Origin of the sequence: Streptomyces atratus, from assembly GCF_014648655.1 — a bacterium.
Taxonomy (GTDB): Bacteria; Actinomycetota; Actinomycetes; order Streptomycetales; family Streptomycetaceae; genus Streptomyces; species Streptomyces atratus.
On sequence record NZ_BMRN01000005.1, the window covers coordinates 43,689 to 68,089 of the forward strand.

Annotated in this window: 21 protein-coding genes and 2 pseudogenes; 6 read left to right on the forward strand and 17 right to left on the reverse strand. The window is 69.6% G+C overall.

What is annotated here, in order from left to right; translation table 11 throughout:
• Positions 1-2: 2 nt before the first annotated feature.
• The 11 genes from IEZ15_RS10190 to IEZ15_RS47655 all read right to left on the reverse strand — a co-directional run bounded on the left by IEZ15_RS10190 (position 3) and on the right by IEZ15_RS47655 (position 11,454).
• Positions 3-815, reverse strand: coding sequence for a Pro-rich N-terminal domain-containing protein (locus IEZ15_RS10190; protein WP_114243498.1), 813 nt, complete (start codon positions 813-815; stop codon positions 3-5).
• Between the two features lie 138 nt (positions 816-953).
• Positions 954-1,394 carry a type II 3-dehydroquinate dehydratase gene (gene aroQ / locus IEZ15_RS10195; protein ID WP_114243499.1) on the reverse strand — a complete coding sequence of 147 codons (441 nt, stop codon included), beginning with the start codon at positions 1,392-1,394 and terminating at the stop codon, positions 954-956.
• On the reverse strand, positions 1,391-3,037 hold the full coding sequence (gene aroB / locus IEZ15_RS10200) for a 3-dehydroquinate synthase (protein WP_189276017.1): 1,647 nt from the start codon (positions 3,035-3,037) through the stop codon (positions 1,391-1,393). The genes aroQ and aroB overlap by 4 nt, the downstream gene beginning before the upstream one ends.
• Complete coding sequence (aroC, locus tag IEZ15_RS10205) at positions 3,034-4,218, reverse strand: chorismate synthase (RefSeq protein ID WP_114243501.1); 1,185 nt, start codon at positions 4,216-4,218, stop codon at positions 3,034-3,036. The genes aroB and aroC overlap by 4 nt, the downstream gene beginning before the upstream one ends.
• Before the next feature lie 148 nt (positions 4,219-4,366).
• Positions 4,367-5,203, reverse strand: a complete 837-nt coding sequence (locus IEZ15_RS10210; protein WP_114243502.1) for a shikimate dehydrogenase — start codon at positions 5,201-5,203, stop codon at positions 4,367-4,369.
• Positions 5,190-6,908 (reverse strand): endolytic transglycosylase MltG, encoded by a 1,719-nt coding sequence (gene mltG, locus IEZ15_RS10215; protein ID WP_189276019.1) that lies wholly within the window; start codon positions 6,906-6,908, stop codon positions 5,190-5,192. The genes IEZ15_RS10210 and mltG overlap by 14 nt, the downstream gene beginning before the upstream one ends.
• A 95-nt stretch (positions 6,909-7,003) precedes the next feature.
• Entirely contained in the window at positions 7,004-7,477 is a 474-nt protein-coding gene (gene ruvX, locus IEZ15_RS10220; protein WP_189276022.1) for a Holliday junction resolvase RuvX, read from the reverse strand.
• Positions 7,478-7,485: 8 nt separating this feature from the next.
• A complete protein-coding gene (alaS, locus tag IEZ15_RS10225; RefSeq protein WP_189276024.1) occupies positions 7,486-10,155 on the reverse strand; it encodes an alanine--tRNA ligase in 2,670 nt (889 codons plus the stop codon).
• On the reverse strand, positions 10,155-10,517 hold the full coding sequence (locus IEZ15_RS10230; protein ID WP_114243506.1) for a DUF6167 family protein: 363 nt from the start codon (positions 10,515-10,517) through the stop codon (positions 10,155-10,157). Before IEZ15_RS10230 ends, alaS begins: the two co-directional genes overlap by 1 nt.
• 7 nt (positions 10,518-10,524) lie before the next feature.
• Positions 10,525-10,974, reverse strand: a complete 450-nt coding sequence (locus IEZ15_RS10235; RefSeq protein ID WP_189276423.1) for a DUF948 domain-containing protein — start codon at positions 10,972-10,974, stop codon at positions 10,525-10,527.
• Between the two features lie 153 nt (positions 10,975-11,127).
• A complete protein-coding gene (locus IEZ15_RS47655) occupies positions 11,128-11,454 on the reverse strand; it encodes a hypothetical protein (RefSeq protein ID WP_408906986.1) in 327 nt (108 codons plus the stop codon).
• Between IEZ15_RS47655 and IEZ15_RS10240 the strand changes: the two are divergent.
• Positions 11,441-12,427 (forward strand): annotated as a pseudogene (locus IEZ15_RS10240) (regulator); the annotation flags it as partial. The gene IEZ15_RS47655 and the pseudogene IEZ15_RS10240 sit on opposite strands and share 14 nt — an antisense overlap.
• 17 nt (positions 12,428-12,444) lie before the next feature.
• On the opposite strand, the gene rpsD reads toward IEZ15_RS10240, so the two are convergent.
• Positions 12,445-13,059: a 30S ribosomal protein S4 gene (gene rpsD / locus IEZ15_RS10245; RefSeq protein ID WP_114243508.1), complete on the reverse strand. Its 615-nt coding sequence runs from the start codon at positions 13,057-13,059 to the stop codon at positions 12,445-12,447.
• Between the two features lie 188 nt (positions 13,060-13,247).
• Here rpsD and IEZ15_RS10250 point away from each other — a divergent pair, with 188 nt between their 5' ends.
• A complete protein-coding gene (locus tag IEZ15_RS10250; protein WP_189276026.1) occupies positions 13,248-13,946 on the forward strand; it encodes a DUF2470 domain-containing protein in 699 nt (232 codons plus the stop codon).
• Between the two features lie 28 nt (positions 13,947-13,974).
• Here IEZ15_RS10250 and IEZ15_RS10255 read toward each other — a convergent pair whose 3' ends face one another.
• Together IEZ15_RS10255 and IEZ15_RS10260 are read right to left on the reverse strand one after the other, a co-directional pair.
• A complete protein-coding gene (locus IEZ15_RS10255) occupies positions 13,975-15,333 on the reverse strand; it encodes a replication-associated recombination protein A (protein WP_114243510.1) in 1,359 nt (452 codons plus the stop codon).
• Between the two features lie 69 nt (positions 15,334-15,402).
• Entirely contained in the window at positions 15,403-16,038 is a 636-nt protein-coding gene (locus IEZ15_RS10260) for a vitamin K epoxide reductase family protein (protein WP_114243511.1), read from the reverse strand.
• A 148-nt stretch (positions 16,039-16,186) separates the two neighbouring features.
• Between IEZ15_RS10260 and IEZ15_RS10265 the strand changes: the two are divergent.
• Positions 16,187-17,047 (forward strand): annotated as a pseudogene (locus tag IEZ15_RS10265) (ABC transporter ATP-binding protein).
• The gene (locus tag IEZ15_RS47005; protein ID WP_373302543.1) at positions 17,044-17,274 is read left to right on the forward strand and encodes a hypothetical protein; all 231 of its coding nucleotides are present in this window, start codon (positions 17,044-17,046) and stop codon (positions 17,272-17,274) included. The pseudogene IEZ15_RS10265 and the gene IEZ15_RS47005 overlap by 4 nt, the downstream one beginning before the upstream one ends.
• 78 nt (positions 17,275-17,352) lie before the next feature.
• On the opposite strand, the gene hisS is transcribed toward IEZ15_RS47005, so the two are convergent.
• Positions 17,353-18,615, reverse strand: a complete 1,263-nt coding sequence (gene hisS / locus IEZ15_RS10275) for a histidine--tRNA ligase (protein ID WP_189276028.1) — start codon at positions 18,613-18,615, stop codon at positions 17,353-17,355.
• Between the two features lie 13 nt (positions 18,616-18,628).
• On the reverse strand, positions 18,629-19,315 hold the full coding sequence (locus IEZ15_RS10280) for an MBL fold metallo-hydrolase (RefSeq protein ID WP_114243514.1): 687 nt from the start codon (positions 19,313-19,315) through the stop codon (positions 18,629-18,631).
• 148 nt (positions 19,316-19,463) lie between these two features.
• Between IEZ15_RS10280 and IEZ15_RS10285 the strand changes: the two genes are divergently transcribed.
• Positions 19,464-20,252 (forward strand): peptidylprolyl isomerase, encoded by a 789-nt coding sequence (locus IEZ15_RS10285; protein WP_189276030.1) that lies wholly within the window; start codon positions 19,464-19,466, stop codon positions 20,250-20,252.
• A gap of 194 nt (positions 20,253-20,446) precedes the next feature.
• Positions 20,447-21,676, forward strand: a complete 1,230-nt coding sequence (locus tag IEZ15_RS10290) for a DUF349 domain-containing protein (RefSeq protein WP_114243516.1) — start codon at positions 20,447-20,449, stop codon at positions 21,674-21,676.
• Positions 21,677-21,770: 94 nt separating this feature from the next.
• Here IEZ15_RS10290 and IEZ15_RS10295 read toward each other — a convergent pair whose 3' ends face one another.
• Positions 21,771-24,344 carry a RelA/SpoT family protein gene (locus IEZ15_RS10295; protein ID WP_189276032.1) on the reverse strand — a complete coding sequence of 858 codons (2,574 nt, stop codon included), beginning with the start codon at positions 24,342-24,344 and terminating at the stop codon, positions 21,771-21,773.
• Positions 24,345-24,401 lie beyond the last annotated feature (57 nt).

Consider the following 24,401-nt stretch of genomic DNA (forward strand, 5'->3'; position numbering starts at 1 on the left):
GTTCACCAGGCCGGGGGGCTGGCTATGGAGCGGGCGAGTATGTCGTCCAGGACACGGGCGGTGGTCTCCACGTCGTACGTCGAGTTGTCGATGATCGGCAGTCCGGAGCCGTACCACCCGGCCATCCGGCCGTGGATGCGGGCGACCTCCTCGTCCGAGAGGCGGCGGTTCCCGCTGCGGGCGGCGTTGCGCTCCAGCACGATCTCCAGGCCGGGCAGCAGAACGACGGGGAGCAGTCCGGGGCCGACATGGCGCTTCCAGCCGCCGAGGCCGACGACCGGCCGGTCCGGGAAGACGGCGTCGTCCAGGATGCAGGAGATCCCGTTGGCGAGGAAGTTGCGGGCGGCGAAACCGCAGGTGCGACGGGCGAGACGGTACTGGGCCTCGGAGTGGTCGTTCCACCCGGCCTGGGGGTCGGCGAAGCCGGAGCAGACCCATTCGCGGACGTCGTCGAGGCTGACGTGAGCCGTGGAAACCCGGCGGCGACTGGCCCAGAGCTTGGCCACGGTGGTCTTGCCCGCGCCCGCGGGGCCGATCAGGAGAACGGCGAGGGTCGCGCTGCCGGTGCCGGGCTCGGCGGGCGGCGCAGGCAGCGGGACGGGCCCGCCGGGCGGCAACTGGATGTGCCCGGTGGTCTCCCTGGAGACAGGCGCCGGGGCGTGCTGCGGGGCGGGTCCGCTCCAGCCCCGGGGCGTGGGAGGGGTGGTGGGCGGCGGCCCCGGCGGTCCGGGGTGCTGGGCCTGGTGCGTCCAGCCGACAGGTCCGCTTCCGGGGCCTTGGGGCGGCGGCAGCGGGGCCCCCACTGCGTGCTGCATCCGGTGCCACTCCGTCTCGTACAGGCAACTGGCGCTGGTGGAACGGCAACCGTACCGTCCCCGGCCGCCACTGAGGGAACGGTCGGGGACGGTCCACGGTGCCCGGTCGGCCGGTCGGCCGTCCGGTGCACCGGTCCGTCAGTCGGTCAACTCGTCCGCGAGGGCGCGCAGAGCGAGGCGGTAGGAGCCGATGCCGAATCCGGCCACGGTCCCCGTGGCGACCGGCGCGACCACGGAATTGTGGCGGAATTCCTCCCGTGCGTACGGGTTCGAGATGTGCACCTCGATCAGCGGGGCGGTGCGCTGGGCCGCCGCATCCCGCATTCCGTACGAATAGTGGGTGAAGGCCCCCGGGTTGAGAACGACCGGAATTGAACCATCCGCGGCTTCGTGGAGCCAGCGGATCAGCTCGCCCTCGTCGTTGGTCTCCCGGACGTCGACATCGAAGCCGAGCTCCTTACCGAGGGCCTGACAGGTCTCGACGAGTCCGGCGTACGACGTGGCGCCGTACACATCGGGCTCGCGGGAGCCGAGGCGGCCGAGGTTCGGCCCGTTGAGGACGAGGACCCGGCGGGTCACGCCGACACCTCCCCGTAGGCGGCGAGCAGCACTGCCGGGTCGGGGCCCTCCAGCACGGTGGGCTTGCCGAGGCCGTCGAGGACGATGAAGCGCAGCAGGTCGCCGCGGGACTTCTTGTCGACCTTCATGTTCTCCAGCAGCTTGGGCCACTGGTCACCGCGGTAGGTGAGCGGCAGTCCGACGGACTCCAGGATCGCCCGGTGCCGGTCCGCGGTGGCGTCGTCGAGGCGGCCGGCCAGCCGGCCGAGCTCGGCGGCGAAGACCATCCCGATGGAGACGGCCGCGCCGTGGCGCCACTTGTAGCGCTCGTTCTTCTCGATGGCGTGGCCGAGGGTGTGACCGTAGTTGAGGATCTCGCGCAGGCCGGACTCCTTGAGGTCGCTGGAGACGACCTCGGCCTTGACCCGGATGGAGCGCTCGATCAGCTCGGCGGTGTGCGGTCCGGCGGGCGTACGGGCACCTTCCGGGTCCGCCTCGATCAGGTCGAGGATCGCCGGGTCGGCGATGAAGCCGGCCTTGATGATCTCGGCCATGCCGCTGACGTAGTCGTGAACGGGCAGCGAGTCCAGGGCGGCGAGGTCGCAGAGGACCGCGGCTGGCGGGTGGAAGGCGCCGACGAGGTTCTTGCCCTCGGCGGTGTTGATGCCCGTCTTGCCGCCGACGGCCGCGTCGACCATACCGAGCACGGTCGTGGGTACAGCGATCCAGCGCACCCCGCGCAGCCAGCTCGCCGCGACGAACCCGGCCACATCGGTGGTGGCCCCGCCGCCGACGCCGACGATGACGTCGGTGCGGGTGAAGCCGGTCTGCCCGAGCGCCTTCCAGCAGTACGCCGCGACCTCGACGGTCTTGGCCTCCTCGGCGTTCGGCAGCTGGATCGCGATGGCCTCGTAGCCCTGCTCGGCGAGGTCCTGACGGACCGCCTCACCGGTCTCGGCGAGCGCCTCGGGGTGCAGTACGGCAACCCGCTTGGCACGGTCGCCGATGAGCGTGGGCAGCTCGCCGAGGAGCTGCCGGCCGACCAGCACCTCGTACGGGTCGGTGCCCGCGGTGCCGGCGATCTGGATACGGGTGGGGCCCTGCTCGGTCATACGTGTGTTCTCCACGCCGGGGGTGACGGGGTCGCCCGTGCGCTCCGGCAGTTCCAGTGCGTCGAGGACCGCCTGGGCGACCTCTTCGGGGGTGCGCTCGTCGGTGGCGACGGTCGCCCGGGCCACCTCGGTGTACAGATGGCGGCGGGCGTCCATCAGCTCGCGCCACTGCCGGCGCGGGTTGACTGCGAGCAACGGGCGGGCAGTGTTCAGGCCGACCCGTTTGACGGCCTCCTCCACGTCCATCGAGAGATAGACGACAGGGTGGTCGGCGAGCAGCGCGCGGGTCGTCTCGTCGAGCACGGCGCCGCCGCCGAGGGAGAGGACACCCGTGTGCTCGGCGACGGCGGTGTGCACCGCCTGTCGCTCCAGCTCGCGGAAGTGTTCCTCACCGTCGTCGTAGAAGATCTCCGGGATCGGCTTGCCGGCCGTGGCGACGACGTCCGCGTCGGTGTCCCGGTAGGTGGTGCCGAGCCGGTCGGCGAGGAGCTCACCGACCGTGGACTTGCCGACGCCCATCGGGCCGACGAGGACGATCAGCGGGCCGCTCATCGGATCTGGAGGTGGTCGAGGTACGACTGTACGTTGCGGTGGGTCTCGGGGACGCTGTCGCCGCCGAACTTCTCCGCGACGGCGTCGGCGAGGACCAGGGCGACCATCGCCTCGGCGACGATGCCCGCGGCCGGCACGGCACAGACGTCGGAGCGCTGGTGGTGGGCCTTGGCGGGTTCGCCGGTGACGACGTCGACGGTGGCGAGTGCGCGCGGCACCGTCGCGATGGGCTTCATCGCGGCGCGGACCCTCAGCAGCTCGCCGGTGGTCAGACCGCCCTCGGTGCCGCCGGAGCGGCCGGAGGCGCGCTTGATGCCGTCCTCGGTGACCAGGATCTCGTCGTGCGCCTTGGAGCCGGGGACCCGGGCCAGGTCGAAGCCGTCGCCGACCTCGACCCCCTTGATGGCCTGGATGCCCATCAGGGCCGCGGCGAGCCGGGCGTCGAGACGGCGGTCCCAGTGCACGTGCGAGCCGAGGCCGACGGGCACGCCGTACGCCAGCACCTCGACCACACCGCCGAGGGTGTCGCCGTCCTTGTGGGCCTGGTCGATCTCGGCGACCATTTCCTTGCTCGCGTCGGCGTCCAGGCAGCGCACCGGGTCGGCGTCGAGCCTCTCGACGTCCGCGGGTGTGGGGTAGACGCCGTAGGGCGCCTTGGCCGCCGCCAGCTCGACGACGTGGCTGACGATCTCGATACCCGCGGTCTCCTTGAGGTACGACCGCGCGACGGCACCGAGCGCGACGCGGGCCGCGGTCTCCCGGGCGCTGGCGCGCTCCAGGATCGGCCGGGCCTCGTCGAAACCGTACTTCTGCATGCCGGCGAGGTCGGCGTGGCCGGGGCGGGGGCGGGTCAGCGGGGCGTTACGGGCCAGCGCGGCCAGTTCGTCGGGGTCGACCGGGTCGGCCGACATGACCTGCTCCCACTTGGGCCATTCGGTGTTGCCCACCATGACGGCGACCGGGGAGCCCATGGTCAGCCCGTGGCGTACCCCGCCGAGGAAGGTGACCTCGTCCTTCTCGAACTTCATGCGAGCGCCGCGGCCATAGCCGAGCCGCCGCCGGGCCAGTGCGTCCGCCACCATCTCCGTGGTGATCGGGACGCCGGCGGGAAGACCCTCCAGCGTCGCCACCAGTGCGGGGCCGTGCGACTCCCCTGCGGTCAGCCAGCGCAACCTGCTCAACGGTGCTCCTCATGCTCGCGCCTGAAACTGCAACGGCGCGACCGGGTGCGCGGCCCTGGCCCGCCGCCTTCGATCCTCCCACGCTCGGGCACCCGAACCGGCCGCCGGTCCAGCAGACGGACGGATCGGGGCCCGCACATGCGCGTGGTCAGCGTGCGGCCAGCGCCTCTTCGCCGGCCTGCCGCATCGCCGCGAGCGGGGCGGGCGAGTGTCCCGTCATCTGCTCGACCTGGAGGACGGCCTGGTGCACCAGAAGGTCGAGACCTCCGACGACTGCGCCGCTACGGGCCGCCCAAGTGGCCGCGAGTCCGGTCGGCCAGGGCTCGTAGAGCACGTCGAAGAGCGTGCCGGGCCGATCCGGTACGGCATCGGTCAGCGCGTCCGTGGCACCTGCCGGAGTGGTGGCGATGACCAGCGGGGCGTGCAGCGCCTGTTCGGCCTCCGTCCAGTCGGAGATCCGGACGTCGACGCCGAGACGTTCGCCCCAGCCGCGCATCTCCTGGCCCCGTTCCCGGCTGCGGACGTATGCGGTGACCGGTCCCGTACAGATCTCGGACAGCGCGGCGAGCGCCGAGGAAGCGGTCGCTCCGGCGCCGAGGACGGCGGCGGAGTCGGTCTTCTCCACACCGCGTTCGCGCAGCGCGGCGATCATGCCGGGGATATCGGTGTTGTCGCCGGTCCTTCGGCCGTCATCGGTGAAGACGACCGTGTTGACCGCCTCCACCGAGGACGCGGTCTCGCTGATGGAGTCCAGCAGCGGGATGATCGCGCGCTTGAGCGGCATGGTCAGCGACAGGCCGGCCCACGAGGCGTCGAGCCCCTCGATGAAGCCGGGCAGCCCCGCCTCGTCCACTTCGAAGCGGTCGTACGACCACTGGGAGAGGCCGAGTTCCGCGTACGCGGCCCGGTGCAGCACCGGGGAGAGCGAGTGGGCGATGGGCGAGCCGAGCACGGCCGCCCGTCGGCGTCCGTCAGTCGAGGCCATGCTGTTCCTTGAACTTCTTGTTGAGCTTCTCGTGATCGGCGGCCGTCTTGGTGAACTCGGTCTTCTTGCCGTCGAGCGAGATGAAGAACATCCACCCGTCACCAGTGGGATTGAGCGTTGCCCGCAGGGCTTCGTCGCCCGGATTGCTGATCGGACCCGGCGGAAGACCCTCGTGGTAATAGGTGTTGTAAGGGTCCGGATTGCTCAGGATCTCACTCGATCCGATCTTGATCTTGCTCTGGTTCTTGAGGTAATTGAATGCGGAGTCGAATTGAAGCTTACGGTTCGTGACCGTGTTGTCCGGCTTCAAGCGGTTGTACGCGACTTCAGCCATCTTGCGGAAGTCGTCGTGTGTGAGGCCCTCCGCCTGTACCAGGCTGGCGACAGTGAGGACCTGCCAGGGACCGTCCAGCTTGTACTTCTTGGCCGTTCCCTCGAGGTCGAGCTTGCTGTACTCCTCGTTGGCGCGGGAGACCATCTTCTTCAGGATCGTCTCCGGCTTGGTTTCCTTGGTGACCGGATAGGCGGCGGGGTAAAGGAATCCTTCCAGCGGGTCCTTTATGTCCTTGTCGTTGCTCACCCAGTCGGGCAAACCGAGGTCGGACGCCTTGGACGTGGCAATTCCCTTGGTCGTTCCCTTTTTGAGGCGCAGCTTCTTGTCGACCATCCCGTAGATGTCGACATTGCGGTAACCCTCGGGGATCACCAGAAGATTCTGGCTGTTCGGGTCGACCATCATCTTCACGGCCTCGGCCGCGGACATCTTCTCGTGGAGCAGATAGACGCCTGCCTGGATCGACCTGCCCTTGGGGTTCTCGTTCTGCGCGGCGACGAACGCGTCGACGCTCTTGACAACACCCTTCTGCTTCAGGATGTTGCCGATGTCGTAGCCGAGGGCGCCCTTCTCGATCTCGACCTCGACCTCGCCGGTGCCCGTTCCGGTGTAGTCGGGCGCCGCGCCGAACTTGTCCTGCCAGTACGAGTAACCGACATAGCCCACTCCGCCGAGGCCACCGACCAGGACCACCGCGACGACCAGGCAGGCGACGCCGCTGCGGCTCTTCTTCTTCCCCTTGCCGCCCCGGCGCTCGTTGCCACCGCGACCGCCACGGCGTGACTCGCGCGGGTCGTCGTCGTGCTCGCCATCGCCGTCGCCGCGGTCGTCGGCGCCCGTGAAGAAGGGGTGGGTCTCCTCCGGCTGGACCTCCGGGTCCCAGTCGGGACTCTGCGTGGGGGCCTGCTCGGCAACGGCCTCGCGGCGGCCCGGGGGCTGCGGCGGCGGGTAGGCCTCCGGCGTGCTGTAGTAGTCATGCGTCTCGCCGTAGCCGGCCTGCCGACCGCCGTACGGGTCGGCCTGCTGGGCGTCGTAGGGCGCCGCGACGGACTGCTGCCCGGTGTCCCAACCAACGTTGTCGTACTGGGGCTGCTGGGGCTGGGGTTGCTGCTGCGGGTACGGGTCCTGCGGGACTCCGTACGCGGGCTGCTGCTGGTACGGCTGCTGCTGCGCGTACGGGTCCTGCTGAGCGTACGGGTCCTGCTGCTGCGGCTGCTGCTGCGCGTACGGATCCTGGGGGTAGGGCTGCTGCTGGCCGCCGTACTGGTTCTGGCCGTGGGCAGACTGCTGTCCTCCCCATCCTTGGTCCCCGTACAAGGGGTCCTCGGGATGCCACGGTTCGGAGCCGGGGCCCCGGCCATACTCAGTCATCGATCCCCTAGAGACGCGAGACGAACTTCCGCCTCTTTGCTGTGCGGTGTTTGTTCGAACACCGCCGCATCGCGCGGAACGTTACCGTATCGCGATCAGACAACCACTTCGACGCCCTCGCCCGGGGCTTTACCCGACGCCCGTTCGGACTCCAGAGCGTTCTGAAGGATCACCACAGCGGCAGCCTGATCGATGACGGAACGGCCTTTCTTGGACTTCACGCCCGAGGCGCGCAGTCCTTGACTGGCCGTTACTGTGGTCATCCTCTCGTCCACAAGTCGCACCGGAATGGGCGCGACCGAGCGGGCGACCTCCTGGGCGAAGATCCGGATCTTGGCGGCGGCGGGACCTTCACCGCCACCCAGAGACCTCGGCAGGCCAATGATGATCTCGATCGGCTCGTACTCCTCGACGATCTGCCCCAACCGCCGGTGGGCCGCCGGGACATCGCGTCCCGGAACGGTCTCCACCGGCGTGGCGAGGATCCCGTCGGGGTCGCACGAGGCGACCCCGATCCGGGCGTCCCCGACGTCGATCGCGAGACGACGACCGCGGCGCATCTGCGTCATCCCCGCCGTCACGCCGTCTCGGTGACGAGGCGTTCGACAGCGGCCACGGCGGCGCCGATGGCCTCGGGGTTCTGGCCGCCGCCCTGAGCGACGTCCGGCTTGCCGCCGCCACCGCCGCCGAGGGTCTTGGCGGCCGTACGGACCAGGTCGCCGGCCTTGAGTCCGCGCTCACGGGCGGCCTCATTGGTGGCGATCACGGTCAGCGGGCGGCCGCCCGCCGTGGTGAACAGGGCCACGACGGCCGGGCGGCCGCCCTGGATGCGTCCGCGGACGTCGAGGACGAGCTTGCGCAGGTCGTCGGCCGAGGTGCCGTCGGGGACCTGCCCGGTGACCAGGGCGACGCCCCGTACGTCCTTGGCGGAATCGACCAGTCCGGCGGCGGCCTGGAGGACCTTCTCCGCGCGGAACTTCTCGATCTCCTTCTCGGCGTCCTTCAGCTTGCCGAGCATTCCGGCGATCTTCTCCGGGAGCTCCTCGGGACGACCCTTGACCAGCTCCTGGAGCTGGGCGACGACCGTGTGCTCCCTGGCGAGGAAGTTGTACGCGTCGACACCCACGAGGGCCTCGATACGGCGCACACCGGAACCGATGGACGATTCGCCGAGCAGCTTCACCAGACCCAGCTGGGCGGTGTTGTGGACGTGCGTACCGCCGCAGAGCTCCTTGGAGAAGTCACCGATGGTGACGACCCGGACCCGCTCACCGTACTTCTCGCCGAACTCGGCGATGGCGCCCTGCTTCTTGGCCTCGTCGATCGACATGACCTCGGCCTGGACGTCGAGTTCGCGGGAAAGGACCTCGTTGATCTTCTGCTCGACGTCGGTGAGGACCGTGCCGGGCACGGCGGCGGGCGAGCCGAAGTCGAAGCGGAAGCGGCCCGGCGAGTTCTCCGAACCGGCCTGGGCGGCCGTCGGGCCGAGGGCGTCGCGCAGCGCCTGGTGCGTGAGGTGCGTGGCGCTGTGGGCACGGGCGATGGCGCGGCGGCGGGTGTTGTCGATGGCGGCGTAGGCACAGGCGCCGACGGTCACCTCGCCGACCTGCACCGAGCCCTTGTGGACGGAGACGCCGGGGACGGGCTGCTGCACGTCGCGCACCTGGATGACGGCGCCGCTGTCGAGCCGGATCCGGCCCTGGTCGGCGAGCTGCCCGCCACCCTCGGCGTAGAACGGGGTGCGGTCCAGGACGACCTCGACCTCGTCGCCCTCGGTGGCGGCGGGCGAGGGCACACCGTCCACGAGCAGGCCGACGATGGTCGACTCGCTCTCGGTGGCGGTGTAGCCGGTGAACTCGGTGATGCCGGAGTTGTCGGCGACCGCGCGGTAGGCGGACAGGTCGGCGTGGCCGGTCTTCTTGGCCTTGGCGTCGGCCTTGGCGCGCTCCCGCTGCTCCCTCATCAGGCGGCGGAAGCCGTCCTCGTCCACCGAGAGGCCCTGTTCGGCAGCCATCTCCAGGGTGAGGTCGATCGGGAAACCCCAGGTGTCGTGGAGCAGGAACGCCTTGTCGCCGGCGAGGACCTTGCCGCCGGCGGCCTTGGTCTCGGTGACGGCGGTGTCGAGGATGTTGGTGCCGCCCTTGAGAGCCTTGAGGAAGGCGGCCTCTTCGGCGAGGACGACGGTCTCGATGCGCTTGCGATCGGTGATCAGCTCCGGGTACTGCTGCCCCATGGTGTCGATCACGACGTCGGCCAGGTCCTTGACGACGGGGCCGGTGGCACCCATCAGGCGCATGTTGCGGATGGCGCGGCGCATGATGCGGCGCAGCACATAGCCGCGGCCCTCGTTGCCGGGGGTGACGCCGTCGCCGATGAGCATCACGGAGGTACGGATGTGGTCGGCGACCACGCGGAGCGAGACGTCCGAACCGTGGTCGGCGCCGTACTGGACACCGGTCAGCTCGGTGGCCTTGTCCATGACGACACGCAGGGTGTCGGTCTCGTACATGTTCTGTACGCCCTGCAGGATCATGGCGAGGCGTTCCAGGCCCAGGCCCGTGTCGATGTTCTTCGACGGCAGGTCACCGAGGATCGGGAAGTCCTCCTTGCCGTCACCGGCGCCCCGCTCGTACTGCATGAAGACCAGGTTCCAGATCTCCACGTAGCGCTCGTCGTTGACGGCCGGGCCGCCCTCGACGCCGAACTCGGGGCCGCGGTCGTAATTGATCTCGGAGCAGGGGCCGCAGGGACCGGGGACGCCCATGGACCAGAAGTTGTCCTTCTTGCCCAGGCGCTGGATGCGCTCGGCCGGTACGCCGATCTTGTCGCGCCAGATGGCCTCGGCCTCGTCATCGTCCAGATAGACCGTGATCCACAGTCGCTCGGGGTCGAGACCGAAGCCGCCGTCCGCCACGGGGCTCGTCAGAGCCTCCCAGGCGTAGCTGATGGCGCCTTCCTTGAAGTAGTCACCGAAGGAGAAGTTGCCGCACATCTGGAAGAACGTGCCGTGCCGGGTGGTCTTGCCGACCTCTTCGATGTCCGGCGTACGGACGCACTTCTGCACGCTGGTGACGCGCGGGGCGGGCGGCTTGACCTCGCCGAGGAAGTACGGCTTGAAGGGGACCATGCCCGCGGGGACCAGGAGCAGAGTCGGGTCGTCCGCGATGAGCGACGCCGAAGGGACGACGGTGTGACCGCGCTCCTCGAAGAAGCTCAGCCAGCGGCGACGAATTTCAGCCGACTCCATCAGTGGTCCTCATTCCGGTTGTACGAGTTGTAGGGGAGCTTGCGGTAGTTGGTGGCTTCGAGGGACCTGTCCGGTCCGACGTGCTCGGCCGCCTCGACGGCGAAATGACGCCGTACGGGGAGGCCGGGGTCGACCGGTGCCTCCAGGCCCAGCGCCTCGCCCAGTTCGGCCTCGCGCCGAGCCATGGACTCGCGGACGTCCAGAGCGAAGTCCTTGAGTTTGTGGCCCGTCCCGATCGCCTTGTCCGCGGCCTGCGCCGCGAGACTCTCGGGGGTCAGCTGCTTGAGCTTCCGGTTGACCTTGGCGGTGGCCCAGACGCCGGCGGCGGCGCCGGCGGTGAACCAGAACGTACGGCGGAACATCGCTGCGTCAGTCCTTCGATCCGCGGGAGTTACTGCCGTTGCGCTTCCTGCCGCGCGCGGCAGGCACGGTGCGGCCGACAATCACCGTACGACGAGCCGGCCGACGGGCAGGTTCCGGTTCGGGATCGGTCTTGCGGCCGATGGCCTGCCGTACCCCGTAACCGAACGCGGCGACCTTGACGAGCGGACCGCCGAAGGCCGAGGCGACAGTGGTGGAGAGCGCCGAGGCGTTCGAGGTGACTTCCTGGACGTCCGTGGCGATCGCGTCGACCTTGTCGAGCTGGGTCTGCGCGGAGCGCACGGTGGCGGAGGCGTCGGCAAGCAGTGGGACCGCCTGCTCGGTCACGTCCGCCACGAGCTTGGTGGTCGCCCTGAGCGTCTGGGCCAGCCTCACCAGTACGACGGCGAGGAACGAAACCAGGATCGCCCAGAAGACGGCCACCAGAATCCCGGCCACCTCTCCACCGGACACAGTGCACCGCTCTCTAGCTTGTCGCTGTCTCTGTACTGTCTGTTTCTGCCTGTATCTGCCAGGTCCGGCGACCGCTGTCGCAACAGCCGATCGTCGTCTCCCGAGCCTATCGCGCCGGTGGTCGCGCCCTGTACCGCATTACCGGCGGCAAGGACCGCAGTCGCCATAAGGAGATTTTACGGAGAGATTCCGTACCAGTACTCTGCGTGTTTCATGCGACGCCCGCAGCGCGGCGGGGTGGGCAAGACCCGTTGCGCCATCAAGATCGCGACGCTCATGGAGAAACGGTACTGCGACGGGGTCCGGATGGTGGAGCTGTCCGCCATCCACGATCCCGGGCTGCTGGAACATGCGCTGGCCGACGCCCTGGGGCTCACCGATCACACCAGCAGACCGCCCCGCACGACACTCGTCGAACATCTTGCCGGGCGCCAACTCCTCCTGGTGATCGATGGCTTCGAGCATCTGGTGGACGCCTGCGCGGAGCTGGTGCGGGAGCTGCTGCGTCGGTCCCCGCTGCTGCGGGTGCTGGCTGCCGGGCGGCTGCCAGGAGGAGACACCGTACGACTCCTCGCGACTGAAGGCGCTGTGGGTGCTCGGACATGTGGCCGTGCTGCAGGGCGACCCGGTCGGAGCGGTCTGCGCGCTGCAGGAGTGCCGGGACGAGGCCGCCCGTACCGACGACCCCACGGCGCTCGCGTACGCGGTGCACCGGATGGGATGTCTGGCGCTCGTCACGGACGACATGGCCGGTGCGCAGGAACTGCTGGACGACGCGCTCGGCCGTTATCGGGAGCTCGGCGAGCTGAACAGCAATGTGCTGATGGCCCGGATCGAGCTGGCGATGGCGGTCGGGTTCCGTGGGGATCTGGACGGCGCGGCCGCGATCTGCGAAGAGGTCAGGGAGATCTGCGAGGACCACGGGGAGCGGTGGGCCCTCGCGTACGCGCTGTATGTACTGGCCTTCGCGGCGCTGCAACGGGGCCGGCCGGGCCGGGCCCGGGAGCTGCTCGGGGAGTCCCTGACGATCGGCCGCGCCTTCCACGACCTGCTCGGCTCGGTGCTCGCCCTGGAGCTGCTGGCACTGGTCACGGCGGTCGAGGGGGATGCGGCGGAGGCGGCGGTGCTGCAGGGGGCCGCCGACCGGATCTGGCCGTCGGTGGGGCTGCCTCTGTTCGGTTCGGCGTACTACGGGCAGCCGCGTGCCCGGTGCGAGGAGCTGGCCCGCCGGGAGCTGGGCGACGGCCCCTATGAATCGGGCCTGCGTGCGGGTGGCCGACTGGATCTGGACGCGGCGGTGGCCAGGGCGCTGGCGAGCGGGCCTGCGGACCGGCCGGGGACGCCGGGGCGGCTGTCCGGGCCCCTGCCTGGCCCCGGGGAAACGCGGAGGCCCGCCGCCTCCCGTACATCGGGAAGGGGCGGGCCTGAGCGCTGGTGAGAGCGGCTACGCCTGGATCAGCGGGCGTAGTACTCGACGACGAGCTGCTCGTCGCAGATCACGGGGATTTCCTTGCGGTTCGGGTCCCGGTCAAGGCGGAAGGCCAGGGCCTTCAGGTTCACCTGCAGGTAGCGCGGGGTCTCGCCGTCGGGGGCGTAACCACCTTCGCGGGCAACCTGGAAGGGGTGCTTGTCGCGGCTGCGCTCGCGGACCATCACGATGTTGTCGGGACGGACACGGAAGGACGGCTTGTCGACCTTGCGGCCGTCGACCTCGATGTGACCGTGCACGACCATCTGGCGGGCCTGGTAGATGGTCTTGGCGATGCCCGAACGCAGGACCAGCGCGTCGAGACGGCGCTCGAGCTCGACGACGAGCGCCTCGCCCGTCTTGCCCTCGGCCTTCTTGGCGCGGTCGTAGGCACGCGCCATCTGGCGCTCGCTGATGTCGTACTGGGCGCGCAGACGCTGCTTCTCCAGCAGACGGACCTTGTAGTCCGAGTTCTGCTTGCGGCCACGGCCGTGCTCGCCCGGCGGGTAGGGGCGGGCCTCGAAGTACTTGACAGCCTTCGGCGTCAGCGCAATGCCGAGCGCGCGGCTCTTCTTGACCTTGGGACGCGACTGGTTAGGCACGTTCTCCAGACCTCCGTTGTAGGTTAGGTTAGGCTCACCTTACTTGAGGAGATCGCATGTCTCGCCCGGGGAACACCACACACGTCACGGACAGCACTGACAGCGTCGACACCTCTCAGGGTGCCGATACGACGGAGGACCGATCAGATCGTGGTCAGCCGCGTCCCGGCGGGCTTGAAAACACTCGGATGCCGTCAGCAGCCGAGCGCACACGAACTCTCGTACAGAGTACCTGTTCGGCAGCACTGCTCGTCCCCGGGCTGAACGCACCCGGCTCCGATCAGCTGATGCCACTGACCAGGAACGTGGGCCCCGACGGGGATCTGTTCCTCGAACTCCCCGCTGATTCCCAGGCCGTGCGGGCCGCGACGCACGCCGAGGACGGCGAGCTGACCGCTGTGCTGGAGATCACGGACGTCGCCCCGGTCTCCGTACCGCACCGCATCCGCGGACGCGCCTGGGTCTCGGGCCGGCTCACCACCGTACCCGGCATGTCGGGGCCCGGCCGGATGACGCTCCGGCTGGAGACGGGCGAGGCGTACGTCGACGATCTGTGTGGCGCCGAGGAGGTCGAACCCGACGAATTCCGCGACGCGGCCCCCGATCCGCTCGTCGGACACGAGGCGGAGCTGCTGCAGCATCTGCACGCGGCGCACGGCGAACAGCTGGACACACTGTGCGGGCTGCTCGGCAAGCGTGCGGCCCGTCGCTGCGCGGCCCACCGGCCCTCCGTCGTACCGCTCGCGCTGGACCGGTACGGGCTGCGTGTGCGCTTCCGCGAGGACGGGGGGTGCTTCGACGCACGCTTCGAATTCCCCGAGCCGGTGCGGGACATCGGCGAGCTGCGCCACGCCATGCACACACTCTTCGAGGCGGCGGCGCACTGAACGGGAAAACGGCCCCTGCGCGTCCTCCTCAGTCCGCGGACGGGCCGGAGAGCCGCTCGCGGACCCGCTCCACCACATCCGCGTAGCGCGCTTCCGCGCCGTAGCGCGTGGGCTGGTAGTAGTGCTTGTCGCGTACGGCGTCCGGGGCGTACTGCTGAGTGGCGATACCGCCGGGGACATCGTGCGGATACACATAGCCCTGGGCATGGCCCAGCTTGGCGGCGCCCTTGTAGTGGCCGTCGCGCAGATGGGCCGGGACCGGGCCCGCGAGCCCCTTCCGTACGTCCTCCTGGGCAGCGAAGATCGCCAGCGTCGCCGCATTGGACTTGGGGGCGAGGGCCAGGGCGATCGTGGCATGGCTCAGGGTGAGCGCCGCCTCGGGGAAGCCGATCATGGCGACCGCCTGGGCGGCCGCGACAGCGGTGGGCAGTGCCGTGGGGTCGGCGAGACCGATGTCCTCACTGGCCGAGATCATCAGCCGCCGGGCGATGAACCGGGGGTCCTCCCCCGCCTCGATCATCCGGGCCAGATAGTGCAGCGCGGCATCCACATCGGAGCCGCGGATCGACTTGATGAGCGCACTCGCCACGTCGTAGTGCTGGTCGCCGTCCCGGTCGTACTTGACGGCGGCACGGTCGACGGTCTCCTCCAGGGTCAGGAGGGTGATCTCCTTCTCCTGTTTGGCCAGCGCCGCACCGGCCGCAGCCTCCAGCGCCGTGAGCGCCCGGCGGGCGTCGCCGCCCGCGATGCGCAGCAGATGCGCCTCGGCATCACTCGGCAGCGCCACCGCGCCGCCGAGTCCGCGCTCGTCGGTCAGGGCACGCTGCAGCAGGCCGCGCAGATCGTCGTCGGTGAGCGATTCCAGGGTGAGCAGCAGCGAGCGCGACAGCAGCGGCGAGATGATCGAGAAGTACGGATTCTCGGTGGTCGCCGCGATCAGCGTCACCCAGCGGTTCTCCACCGCCGGGAGCAGCGAGTCCTGCTGCGCCTTGGAGAAGCGGTGGATCTCGTCGAGGAAGAGGACGGTCTCCTTGCCGTAGCCGCCGGTGGCGCGGCGGGCGCCCTCGATGACGGCCCGCACTTCCTTGACGCCCGCGGTGATCGCGGAGAGCTCGACGAAGCGCTTGTTGGTTGCCTTGCTGACCACGTACGCCAGAGTCGTCTTCCCGATGCCGGGCGGGCCCCAGAGGATCACCGACGACGGGCCTGCGGGGCCGCCGTTCCCCTCGCCGACGAGGCGGCGCAGCGGCGAGCCCGGCTTGAGCAGGTGCTGCTGGCCGACGACCTCGTCGAGGGTGCGGGGACGCATCCGGACAGCCAGTGGGCTGCTGGACGGGTCCTTCTCCTGGCGGTCTTCGGCGGCTGCGGTAAAGAGGTCGGGCTCCACGTTTTGAAGCCTATGTCACGGCACTGACATCCCTGCCGGGCCGGTCGCCCGGCAGGAGCGACAGGCCGGTCAGCTGGTCCAGAAGTCCCACCAGCGGGTCAGGATCAGCATGCCGATGATGCCGATCCACAGGACCGGCGGCACCCAGTGGAACTCCGTCAGTCCGTTGCGCAGCCAGTTCGGCGCGGGAAGGATCCGGTGCTTGATGTTGTGCGTGGTGACATAGCAGAACATGAAGATCGTGGCGACCCAGGCCAGGCAGCACCACAGGCAGAGGGAGTTGATGTTGTAGAGCGACTGGTACTGGAGCCAGGTGCAGAAGCCGACGCCGAACAGCGTGCCGGCGTTCATCCCGAGCCAGTACCAGCTGCGGAAGCGGGCGCCGGCGAGGAGCGCCAGGCCGATGCCGATGATCACGGAGTAGGTGACCAGACCGAGCATCGGGTTCGGGAAGCCGAAGGCGGCCGCCTGCTCGCTCTTCATGATGTTGCCGCATGCGACGACCGGGTTGAGACTGCAGCCCGGTGTGAAGTTGGGGTCCTCCAGCAACTTGAACTTGTCGATGGTGATGGCCCAGGCGGCAAGGAGTCCGGCGGCGCCCGTGATCACCAGCAGCAGTGCGAATGCCCGACTGCCGCCAATGGTCCTCTTCCCGCCGTCCTCGTCCTGGTCGGAGGAGGGATGGTCAACCGCTGCAGTCGTCATATCGCCGTTCCGTCAGTGAGTGGCCTGCTGGGCACGGTCATTGTGCCGCACCGCACCACTGGTCTTCTGTTCGATGGACATAAAGGTGTACGCAAAGGTCTGCGCACGCCCTGTACGGAACCCTCGGGTCCGCGAGACGCTCCGGACCGTGGCTGGACTTGTGGTGGAGGTGCGCGGCCTGCGCAAGCGCTACGGCGAAGTGACCGCGGTCGACTGCCTGGACCTGGGCATCCGGCAGGGCGAGGTGTTCGCAATCCTCGGACCGAACGGGGCCGGGAAGAGCACGACCGTCGAAATCCTGCAAGGCCATCGCAGCCGCGACGGAGGGACCGTGTCGGTGCTCGGCGTGGTCCCGGCTTCTGCCGACCGCCGTCGGCGTTCCCGGGTCGGAACCGTCTGGCAGGATGAATCCGCGCCTGCCGAGTTGACGGTGTGCGGGACGGTGACGCACTTCGCCCGCCACTACCCGGGGCCGCGCGACTGCGAGCACGTCATCGCGCTGGCGGACCTGGAGCAGAAGGCCGGCCCCCTCATCAAGGAGCTCTCCGGCGGCCGGCGGCGCCGTCTCGATGTGGCGCTCGGCGTGATCGGCTCCCCCGAACTCCTGCTGGTCGACGAGCCGACCACGGGTTTCGCCCCGGGGCCCGCCGACGGTTCTGGGAGTTGATACGGCTCCTCGCCCAGGAGGGTACGACGATCGTGCTCACCACGCGCTCTCTGGAGGAGGCCCAGGCGCTGGCCGACCGGCTCACCGTCGTCTCCGCGGAAAAGCTGAAAAGGTGATCGCCGAGGGCGAACCCGCCGCTCTGCGCGAGCAGTCCGGCACCCAAGCCACCGTCGAGTGGACGGAGCCGACGGAACCCCGCGCTCGGAGCGTACGCCGACCCCGACCCGTACGGTCGCCGGTCTGATCGGCCGCTTCGACGGCGAGATCCCCGGTCTGCGGGTCACCCGCCCCACGCTGGAGGACGTCCATCTGCGGCTCACTGGACAGAAGCCGGCCCGATGACCGCGGTCACATCCCGGTCGACGCACAAGGACGGGCCGGCGGCGCTGCCCGGCATGTGGGGAATCGGTCTGCGGTGTGGCGCGCTGGAGCTGAAACGGTTCTTCCGCCAGCGCTGGGCGGGGAGCCGGGAGTACGGGAAGGTCGCGCTGGTGCTGGGAGCCCGGTGCGTCGGCGGTCCGGTGCTGCGCCTGCTGACCTTCCGCCGGCAGGACCGGCGCGACGGCTGACCGGGGTGGGCCGGTGAGCCCTGCGCTCCCGGTCGCCGGACGGGCCGGTGTTCCCGTCCGTCCGGCGACCGGGAGACTCTAGGCCAGGCGCCCGCGGATCGCCTCGGCCACGTCCGGCAGGGGTACCGCCGTCTGCTCGCCGGACTCCATGTCCTTGAGCTGGACGACGCCCTCGGCCAGGTCCCGCTCACCCGCGACGATCGTGAACCGCGCCCCCGACCGGTTCGCGCTCTTCATCGCACCCTTGAGGCCGCGGTTCCCGTACGCGAAGTCCGCCGCCACACCCTCGCGGCGCAGCTGCGTGACGATCCCGAAGAGCACCCGCCGGGCCTCTTCGCCGAGCGGTACCGCGAAGACGCTGGTGGCCGCGGGCAGTTCGAGCTCGATGCCCTCCGCCTCCAGCGCGAGCACCGTACGGTCCACGCCGAGCGCCCAGCCGACCGACGGGAGCGCCGGGCCGCCGATCATCTCGGAGAGGCCGTCGTAGCGACCGCCGCCGCCCACAGCGGACTGCGAGCCGAGTCCGTCGTGGACGAACTCGAAGGTGGTGCGGGTGTAGTAGTCGAGGCCGCGGACGAGTTTTTCGTCGTCCTCGTACACGACGCCGGCGGCGGTCAGCAGTTCGCGGACCTCCTCGTGGTACGCCTTGCACGCGTCGCACAGATAGTCGCGCAGCACCGGAGCGCCGACCAGCTGCTTCTGCACCTCGGGGCGCTTGTCGTCGAGGACCCGCAGCGGGTTGAGCTCGATGCGGCGGCGGGTGTCGTCGTCGAGGTCGAGGTCGCGCAGGAACTCCTGGAGCGCGTCCCGGTAGACGGGGCGGCACTCCTTGTCGCCAAGCGAGTTGAGCAGGATGCGGAAGTTCTGCAGACCCAGCGTGCGATACGCCTGGTCGGCCAGGATGATCAGCTCGGCGTCCAGCGCCGGGTCCTCGGCACCGATCGCCTCGGCACCGACCTGCGAGAAGTGCCGGTAGCGGCCCTTCTGCGGGCGCTCGTAGCGGTAGTACGAGCCGGAGTACCAGAGCTTCACGGGCAGGTTGCCGAGCTTGTGGAGGTTGGCCTCCAGCGCGGCTCGCAGCACGGACGCGGTGCCCTCGGGGCGCAGCGCCAGCTGGGAGCCGCCCTTGGTGGTGAGGGTGTACATCTCCTTGGTGACGATGTCGGTGGACTCACCGACACCGCGCGAGAAGAGGGCGACGTCCTCGAAGCCGGGCGTCTCGATGTAGCCGTAGCCGGAGTTCTTCAGGGGTGCGGCGATCGCCTCGCGCACCGCGAGGTACTTCGCGGAGTCGGGCGGGGTCAGGTCGTACGTGCCCTTGGGGGCCTTGAAGGTGCTCACGGATTTTCTCTCGTCACATTCCTCGTCGGGGCGCGTCCATACCGTGCAGATACGGATTCGAGGCGCGCTCGCGGCCGATGGTCGTCTGGGGGCCGTGGCCGGACAGCACCACGGTCGAGTCGTCGAGCGGCAGGCACACACGGGCCAGCGACTCGAGCAGCTCGGCGTGGTCGCCACCGGGCAGGTCGGTGCGTCCGACGGAGCCGGCGAAGAGCAGGTCGCCCGAGAAGAGGATCTGCGGAACATCCGCGGCCTCGGGCATCCTGAACGTCACCGACCCCTTGGTATGGCCGGGCGCATGCGCGACACCGAACTCCAGACCGGCCAGCTTCAGCTGGGCGCCGTCACTCAGTTCCTTGACGTCGTCCGGCTCCCCCACCGTCAGCTCGCCCATGAGCGGCATCCCGATGGAACGGCCGAGGGCCTTCTCCGGGTCGCTCATCATGTACCGGTCCTGCGGGTGGATCCAGGCGGGGACGTCGTGCGCACCGCACACCGGGACGACCGAGGCGACGTGGTCGATGTGGCCGTGGGTCAGTACGACGGCGACGGGCTTCAGCCGATGCTTCTTCAGCGTTTCCTCGACTCCGGATGCGGCCTGATGGCCCGGGTCGATGATCACGCACTCCTCGCCTGCGGCCGGGGCGACCAGGTAACAGTTGGTCCCCCAGGCCCCGGCGGGGAACCCGGCAATGAGCACGATCGTCCTTAATGGTCGTCCGACGATGGATTGCGACTGAGAAGGTCGCGGCAGTTCAGAGCCTACCGGCGCTCCTCATTCCACAGCTAACCCATATACGGTACGGGCAGCCCAGGCCTCATCACACGACCTACAAGGAGATCACCCGGTGGTCAGCAGCGATCAGCGGCGGCGGCAGCTCGCCAGGGAGAAGTTCGAGCGGCAGCAGCAGCGCCGGGAGGAGGCCCGCCGCAGGACGAGGCGTCTGACGGTCGTCATCGCGTCCGTGGTGGCCGTGGCGGCGATCGTCGGGGTGGGCTCGTATCTCGCCCTCGACGGCGACGGCAAGAAGGACAAGAGCGACGCGGCCGCGAGCGCGAGCCCGTCGGCCTCGCCGTCGGCGAGCGAGAGCAGCGCGCCCGAGCCCGCGCTGAAGATCGACAAAAAGGCGAAGTACACGATGTCGCTCAAGACGAGCCAGGGCGACATCGGGTTCACGATGGACGCGGCGAAGACACCGCACACCACGAACTCCTTCAAGTCACTGGCCGACAAGGGCTTCTTCGACGGTACGAAGTGTCACAGGCTGACCACGCAGGGCATTTTCGTCCTGCAGTGCGGTGACCCCAAGGGCGACGGCACGGGCGGCCCCGGCTACACGATCCCGGACGAGAACCTGACCGCGCTGGGCAAGGCGGGCAAGGACGGCACGGTGACCTATCCGGCGGGCACGGTGGCGATGGCGAACACCGGCCAGGCGCACACCGGTGGCAGCCAGTTCTTCCTGGTGTACAAGGACAGCAAACTGCCGCCCACCTACACACCGTTCGGCACGATGGACGATGCGTCGCTGAAGGCGGTCAAGGACATCGGTGCGGCTGGTGTGGCCGGCGGTGCGGCCGACGGTGCGCCGAAGAAGGCCGTGAACATCTCGAAGGCCGCTGTCGACAAGTCGTGACGCGGCCGGACCGGGTCGGCCGGCGGTGACGACGAAGGGCGGGCCGGATTATTTTCGGCCGCGCTGAGTGCGGACAGCCGGGCGGCCGGTCGCCTAGATTGGCGTTGTGCAGGGCGGGCGCTGCCCGCCCCAGGAAACTGTGGACGATGCCAGGGGGGCGAACCCTCTTGCAGGCATCAGGTGGAGGAGGCGCTGTGAGCAGCGACCCGTGGGGCCGCGTCGATGAGACGGGCACCGTGTACGTGCGTACAGCCGATGGCGAGCAGGTCGTCGGATCGTGGCAGGCGGGTTCCCCCGAGGAGGCTCTGGCCTACTTCGAGCGCAAGTACGAGGGCATTGTGGTCGAGATCGGCCTCCTCGAACGGCGGGTGAAGACCACCGACCTGTCGGCCAAGGACGCCACGACCGCCATCGAGCATCTGCGTCTGCAGGTGGACGAGCATCACGCCGTCGGTGACCTCGACGCGCTGCGCAAGCGACTCGACGCGCTGGTCGCGACGGTCGACTCGCGGCGCGAGGAGCGCAAGGCCCAGAAGGCGAAGCAGACCGACGAGGCGAAGCACGCCAAGGAGGCGCTGGTCGCCGAGGCCGAGGAGCTGGCGCAGAGCGAGCAGTGGCGCTCCGCGGGCGAGCGCCTCCGTGCGCTCGTCGACACGTGGAAGGGCCTGCCGCGGCTCGACCGCAAGTCCGACGACGAGCTGTGGCACCGCTTCTCGCACGCCCGCTCGGCGTTCTCCAAGCGCCGCAAGGCCCACTTCGCCTCGCTGGACGCCCAGCGCGAGGAGGCCCGCAAGGCCAAGGAGAAGCTGGTCGTGGAGGCCGAGTCGCTCGCCGGCTCCACGGACTGGGGAGCGACGGCCGCCCGCTATCGCGACCTGATGACGGAGTGGAAGGCGGCGGGCCGCGCCCAGCGCGAGGCCGAGGACGATCTGTGGAACCGCTTCCGCGGCGCTCAGGACGTCTTCTTCGCCGCCCGCGGCGAGATCTTCGCCGAGCGGGACGCGGAGCAGGGCGAGAACCTCAAGCTCAAGGAGGAGCTCGCGGTCGAGGCCGAGAAGCTGGTGCCGGTGCAGGACCTGAAGGCGGCCAGGGCCGCGTTCCGGGCCATCAACGAGCGCTGGGAGGCCATCGGCCATGTGCCGCGTGACGCCCGCCCGAAGGTCGAGGGGCGGATGCACGCGGTGGAGCGGGCGCTCCAGGAGGCGGAGGAGTCGGAGTGGCGCCGGACGAACCCGGAGGCGCGTGCGCGCGCCGCGGGTCTGACCGGTCAGCTGCAGGCGGCCGTGGACAAGCTGCGTACGCAGATCGACACGGCCCGCGCCTCGGGCAACAACGCCCGGGCCGACAAGCTGGCCAAGGAGCTCGAAGGGCGGCAGGCCCTGCTGGACCAGGCGCTGAAGGGCCTGGAGGAGTTCGGCGGCTGAAGCGCGTCTGCTGCTGACCGGCTTGTGACAAGGCCCCCTGTGCACGTCCCTCCGGACGGGTACAGGGGGCCTCTCGTATGCGCGGGGTCGTCGGTCAGGGCCTGCGGGCCGAAGTGACGCGGTAGACGTCGTAGACGCCCTCCACGCCCCGTACCGCCTTCAGCACGTGTCCGAGGTGCTTCGGGTCGCCCATCTCGAAGGTGAAGCGCGAGGTGGCGACCCGGTCCCGGGAGGTCTGGACGGCCGCCGACAGGATGTTGACGTGCTGGTCGGACAGGACGCGGGTGACGTCCGAGAGCAGCCGCGACCGGTCCAGGGCCTCGACCTGGATGGCGACCAGGAAGACCGAGGACTGGGTGGGCGCCCACTCGACGTCCAGGATCCGCTCCGGCTGCTGCGACAACGAGTCGACGTTGACGCAGTCGGCGCGGTGCACGGAGACGCCGCTGCCGCGGGTGACGAAGCCGATGATCGGGTCGCCGGGGACCGGCGTGCAGCAGCGGGCCAGTTTGACCCAGACGTCCTCGACGCCCTTGACGACGACACCGGGATCGGCGTTGGAGCGGCGCTTGTGGCGGCCGCGCGAGGGCGGCGCGCTCTCCGCGAGGTCCTCGTTGGCGGCGTCCTCGCCGCCGAGCGCCTGCACCAGCTTCTGCACGACGCCCGCGGCCGCGACATGGCCCTCGCCGATCGCCGCATACAGCGACGAGATGTCGGGGTAGCGCATCTCATGGGCGAGCGTGACCAGGGAGTCGCCGGTCAGAATCCGCTGGATCGGCAGGTTCTGCTTGCGCATGGCGCGCGCGATGGCGTCCTTGCCCTGCTCGATCGCCTCGTCGCGGCGCTCCTTGGAGAACCAGCCGCGGATCTTGTTGCGGGCGCGGGGCGACTTGACGAAGCCCAGCCAGTCCCGGGAGGGTCCGGCTCCGGCCGCCTTGGAGGTGAAGACCTCCACCAGATCGCCGTTGTCGAGGGTCGATTCGAGCGGTACGAGCCGCCCGTTGACCCGTGCTCCTATGGTCCGGTGGCCGACCTCCGTGTGCACGGCGTACGCGAAGTCCACCGGCGTCGCACCCGCGGGAAGCGCTATGACGTCGCCCTTGGGCGTGAAGACGAATACTTCGTTGCGGGAGAGGTCGAAGCGCAGCGACTCCAGGAATTCGCTGGGGTCCTCGGTCTCCTTCTGCCAGTCCAGGAGCTGGCGCAGCCACGCCATGTCGTTGACGGTGTCCTGGCCGCGGCCGGTGTTCTTGGGCACGTCTGTACGCACCTTGGAGGCGCCCGCGACGGCCTCCTGCTTGTACTTCCAGTGCGCGGCGATGCCGTACTCGGCGCGGCGATGCATGTCGAAGGTGCGGATCTGGAGTTCGACGGGCTTGCCGCTGGGACCGATCACCGTGGTGTGCAGCGACTGGTACATGTTGAACTTGGGCATAGCGATGTAGTCCTTGAACCGGCCGGGGACCGGATTCCATCGCGCGTGGACGGTGCCGAGCGCCGCGTAGCAGTCGCGGACGGTGTCGACGAGGACGCGGATGCCCACCAAGTCGTAGATCTCGGCGAAGTCCCGGCCCCGCACGATCATCTTCTGGTAGACGCTGTAGTAGTGCTTCGGCCGTCCGGTGACGGTGGCCTTGATCCGGGCGGCGCGCAGGTCGGCCTGGACCTCGTCGGTCACTATGGCGAGGTATTCGTCGCGCTTGGGGGCCCGCTCGGCGACGAGACGGACGATCTCGTCGTACATCTTGGGATAGAGGATCGCGAAGGCGAGGTCCTCCAGCTCCCACTTGATGGTGTTCATGCCCAGGCGGTGCGCCAGCGGGGCGTAGATCTCAAGCGTCTCGCGGGCCTTCTTCTCCTGCTTCTCCCGCTTGAGGTAGCGCATGGTGCGCATGTTGTGCAGCCGGTCGGCGAGCTTGATGACGAGGACCCGGGGGTCCTTGGCCATGGCGACGACCATCTTGCGTACGGTCTCGGCCTGGGCGGCCTCGCCGAACTTGACCTTGTCCAGCTTGGTGACGCCGTCGACGAGCAGGGCGACCTGGTCGCCGAAATCGCGGCGCAGGGTGTCCAGGCCGTACTCGGTGTCCTCGACCGTGTCGTGCAGCAGTCCGGCCATCAGCGTCGCCGGGTCCATGCCCAGCTCGGCGAGGATCGTCGTGACGGCGAGCGGGTGCGTGATGTACGGGTCGCCGCTCTTGCGCTTCTGACCGCGGTGCCAGCGCTCGGCGACCTGGTAGGCGCGCTCGATCTGGCGCAGCGTGGACGTCTCGATCTTGGGGTCGTTGCTGCGGACCGCCCGCAGGAGCGGTTCGAGGACCGGGTTGTACGGGCTGGAGCGCTGCACGCCGAGCCGGGCGAGCCTGGCTCGTACCCGGTTGGAGGAGCCGCTGGAGCGGGCCGGGCCGACCGGGGCCACGGGCTTGGCGGCGGGCTTGGCCGGGGGCTTCGGGGCGACCGGAGGCGGAAAGACGGGGGCCGGCTGGGCCGGGGACACCGGCGCGGCCCCGTTCACGTCGGGGGGAGTCTGCGAGGCGCTGCTCGCCGATTCGGGAGCCGGGGGCTTCGGCTTGTCCTTCGCCGCGGGCTGCTTCTTCCCGGGCGTGGCTGGGACCGCCGCGGGCCTGTCGGGCTGCGGGGCGGCGACTGGCTGGGCCTCGTCTGGCAAGAGCGCTCCTCGTGCGGATCCGGACTCCCGGAAAGGCCATCGTATCGAGACTGCGGC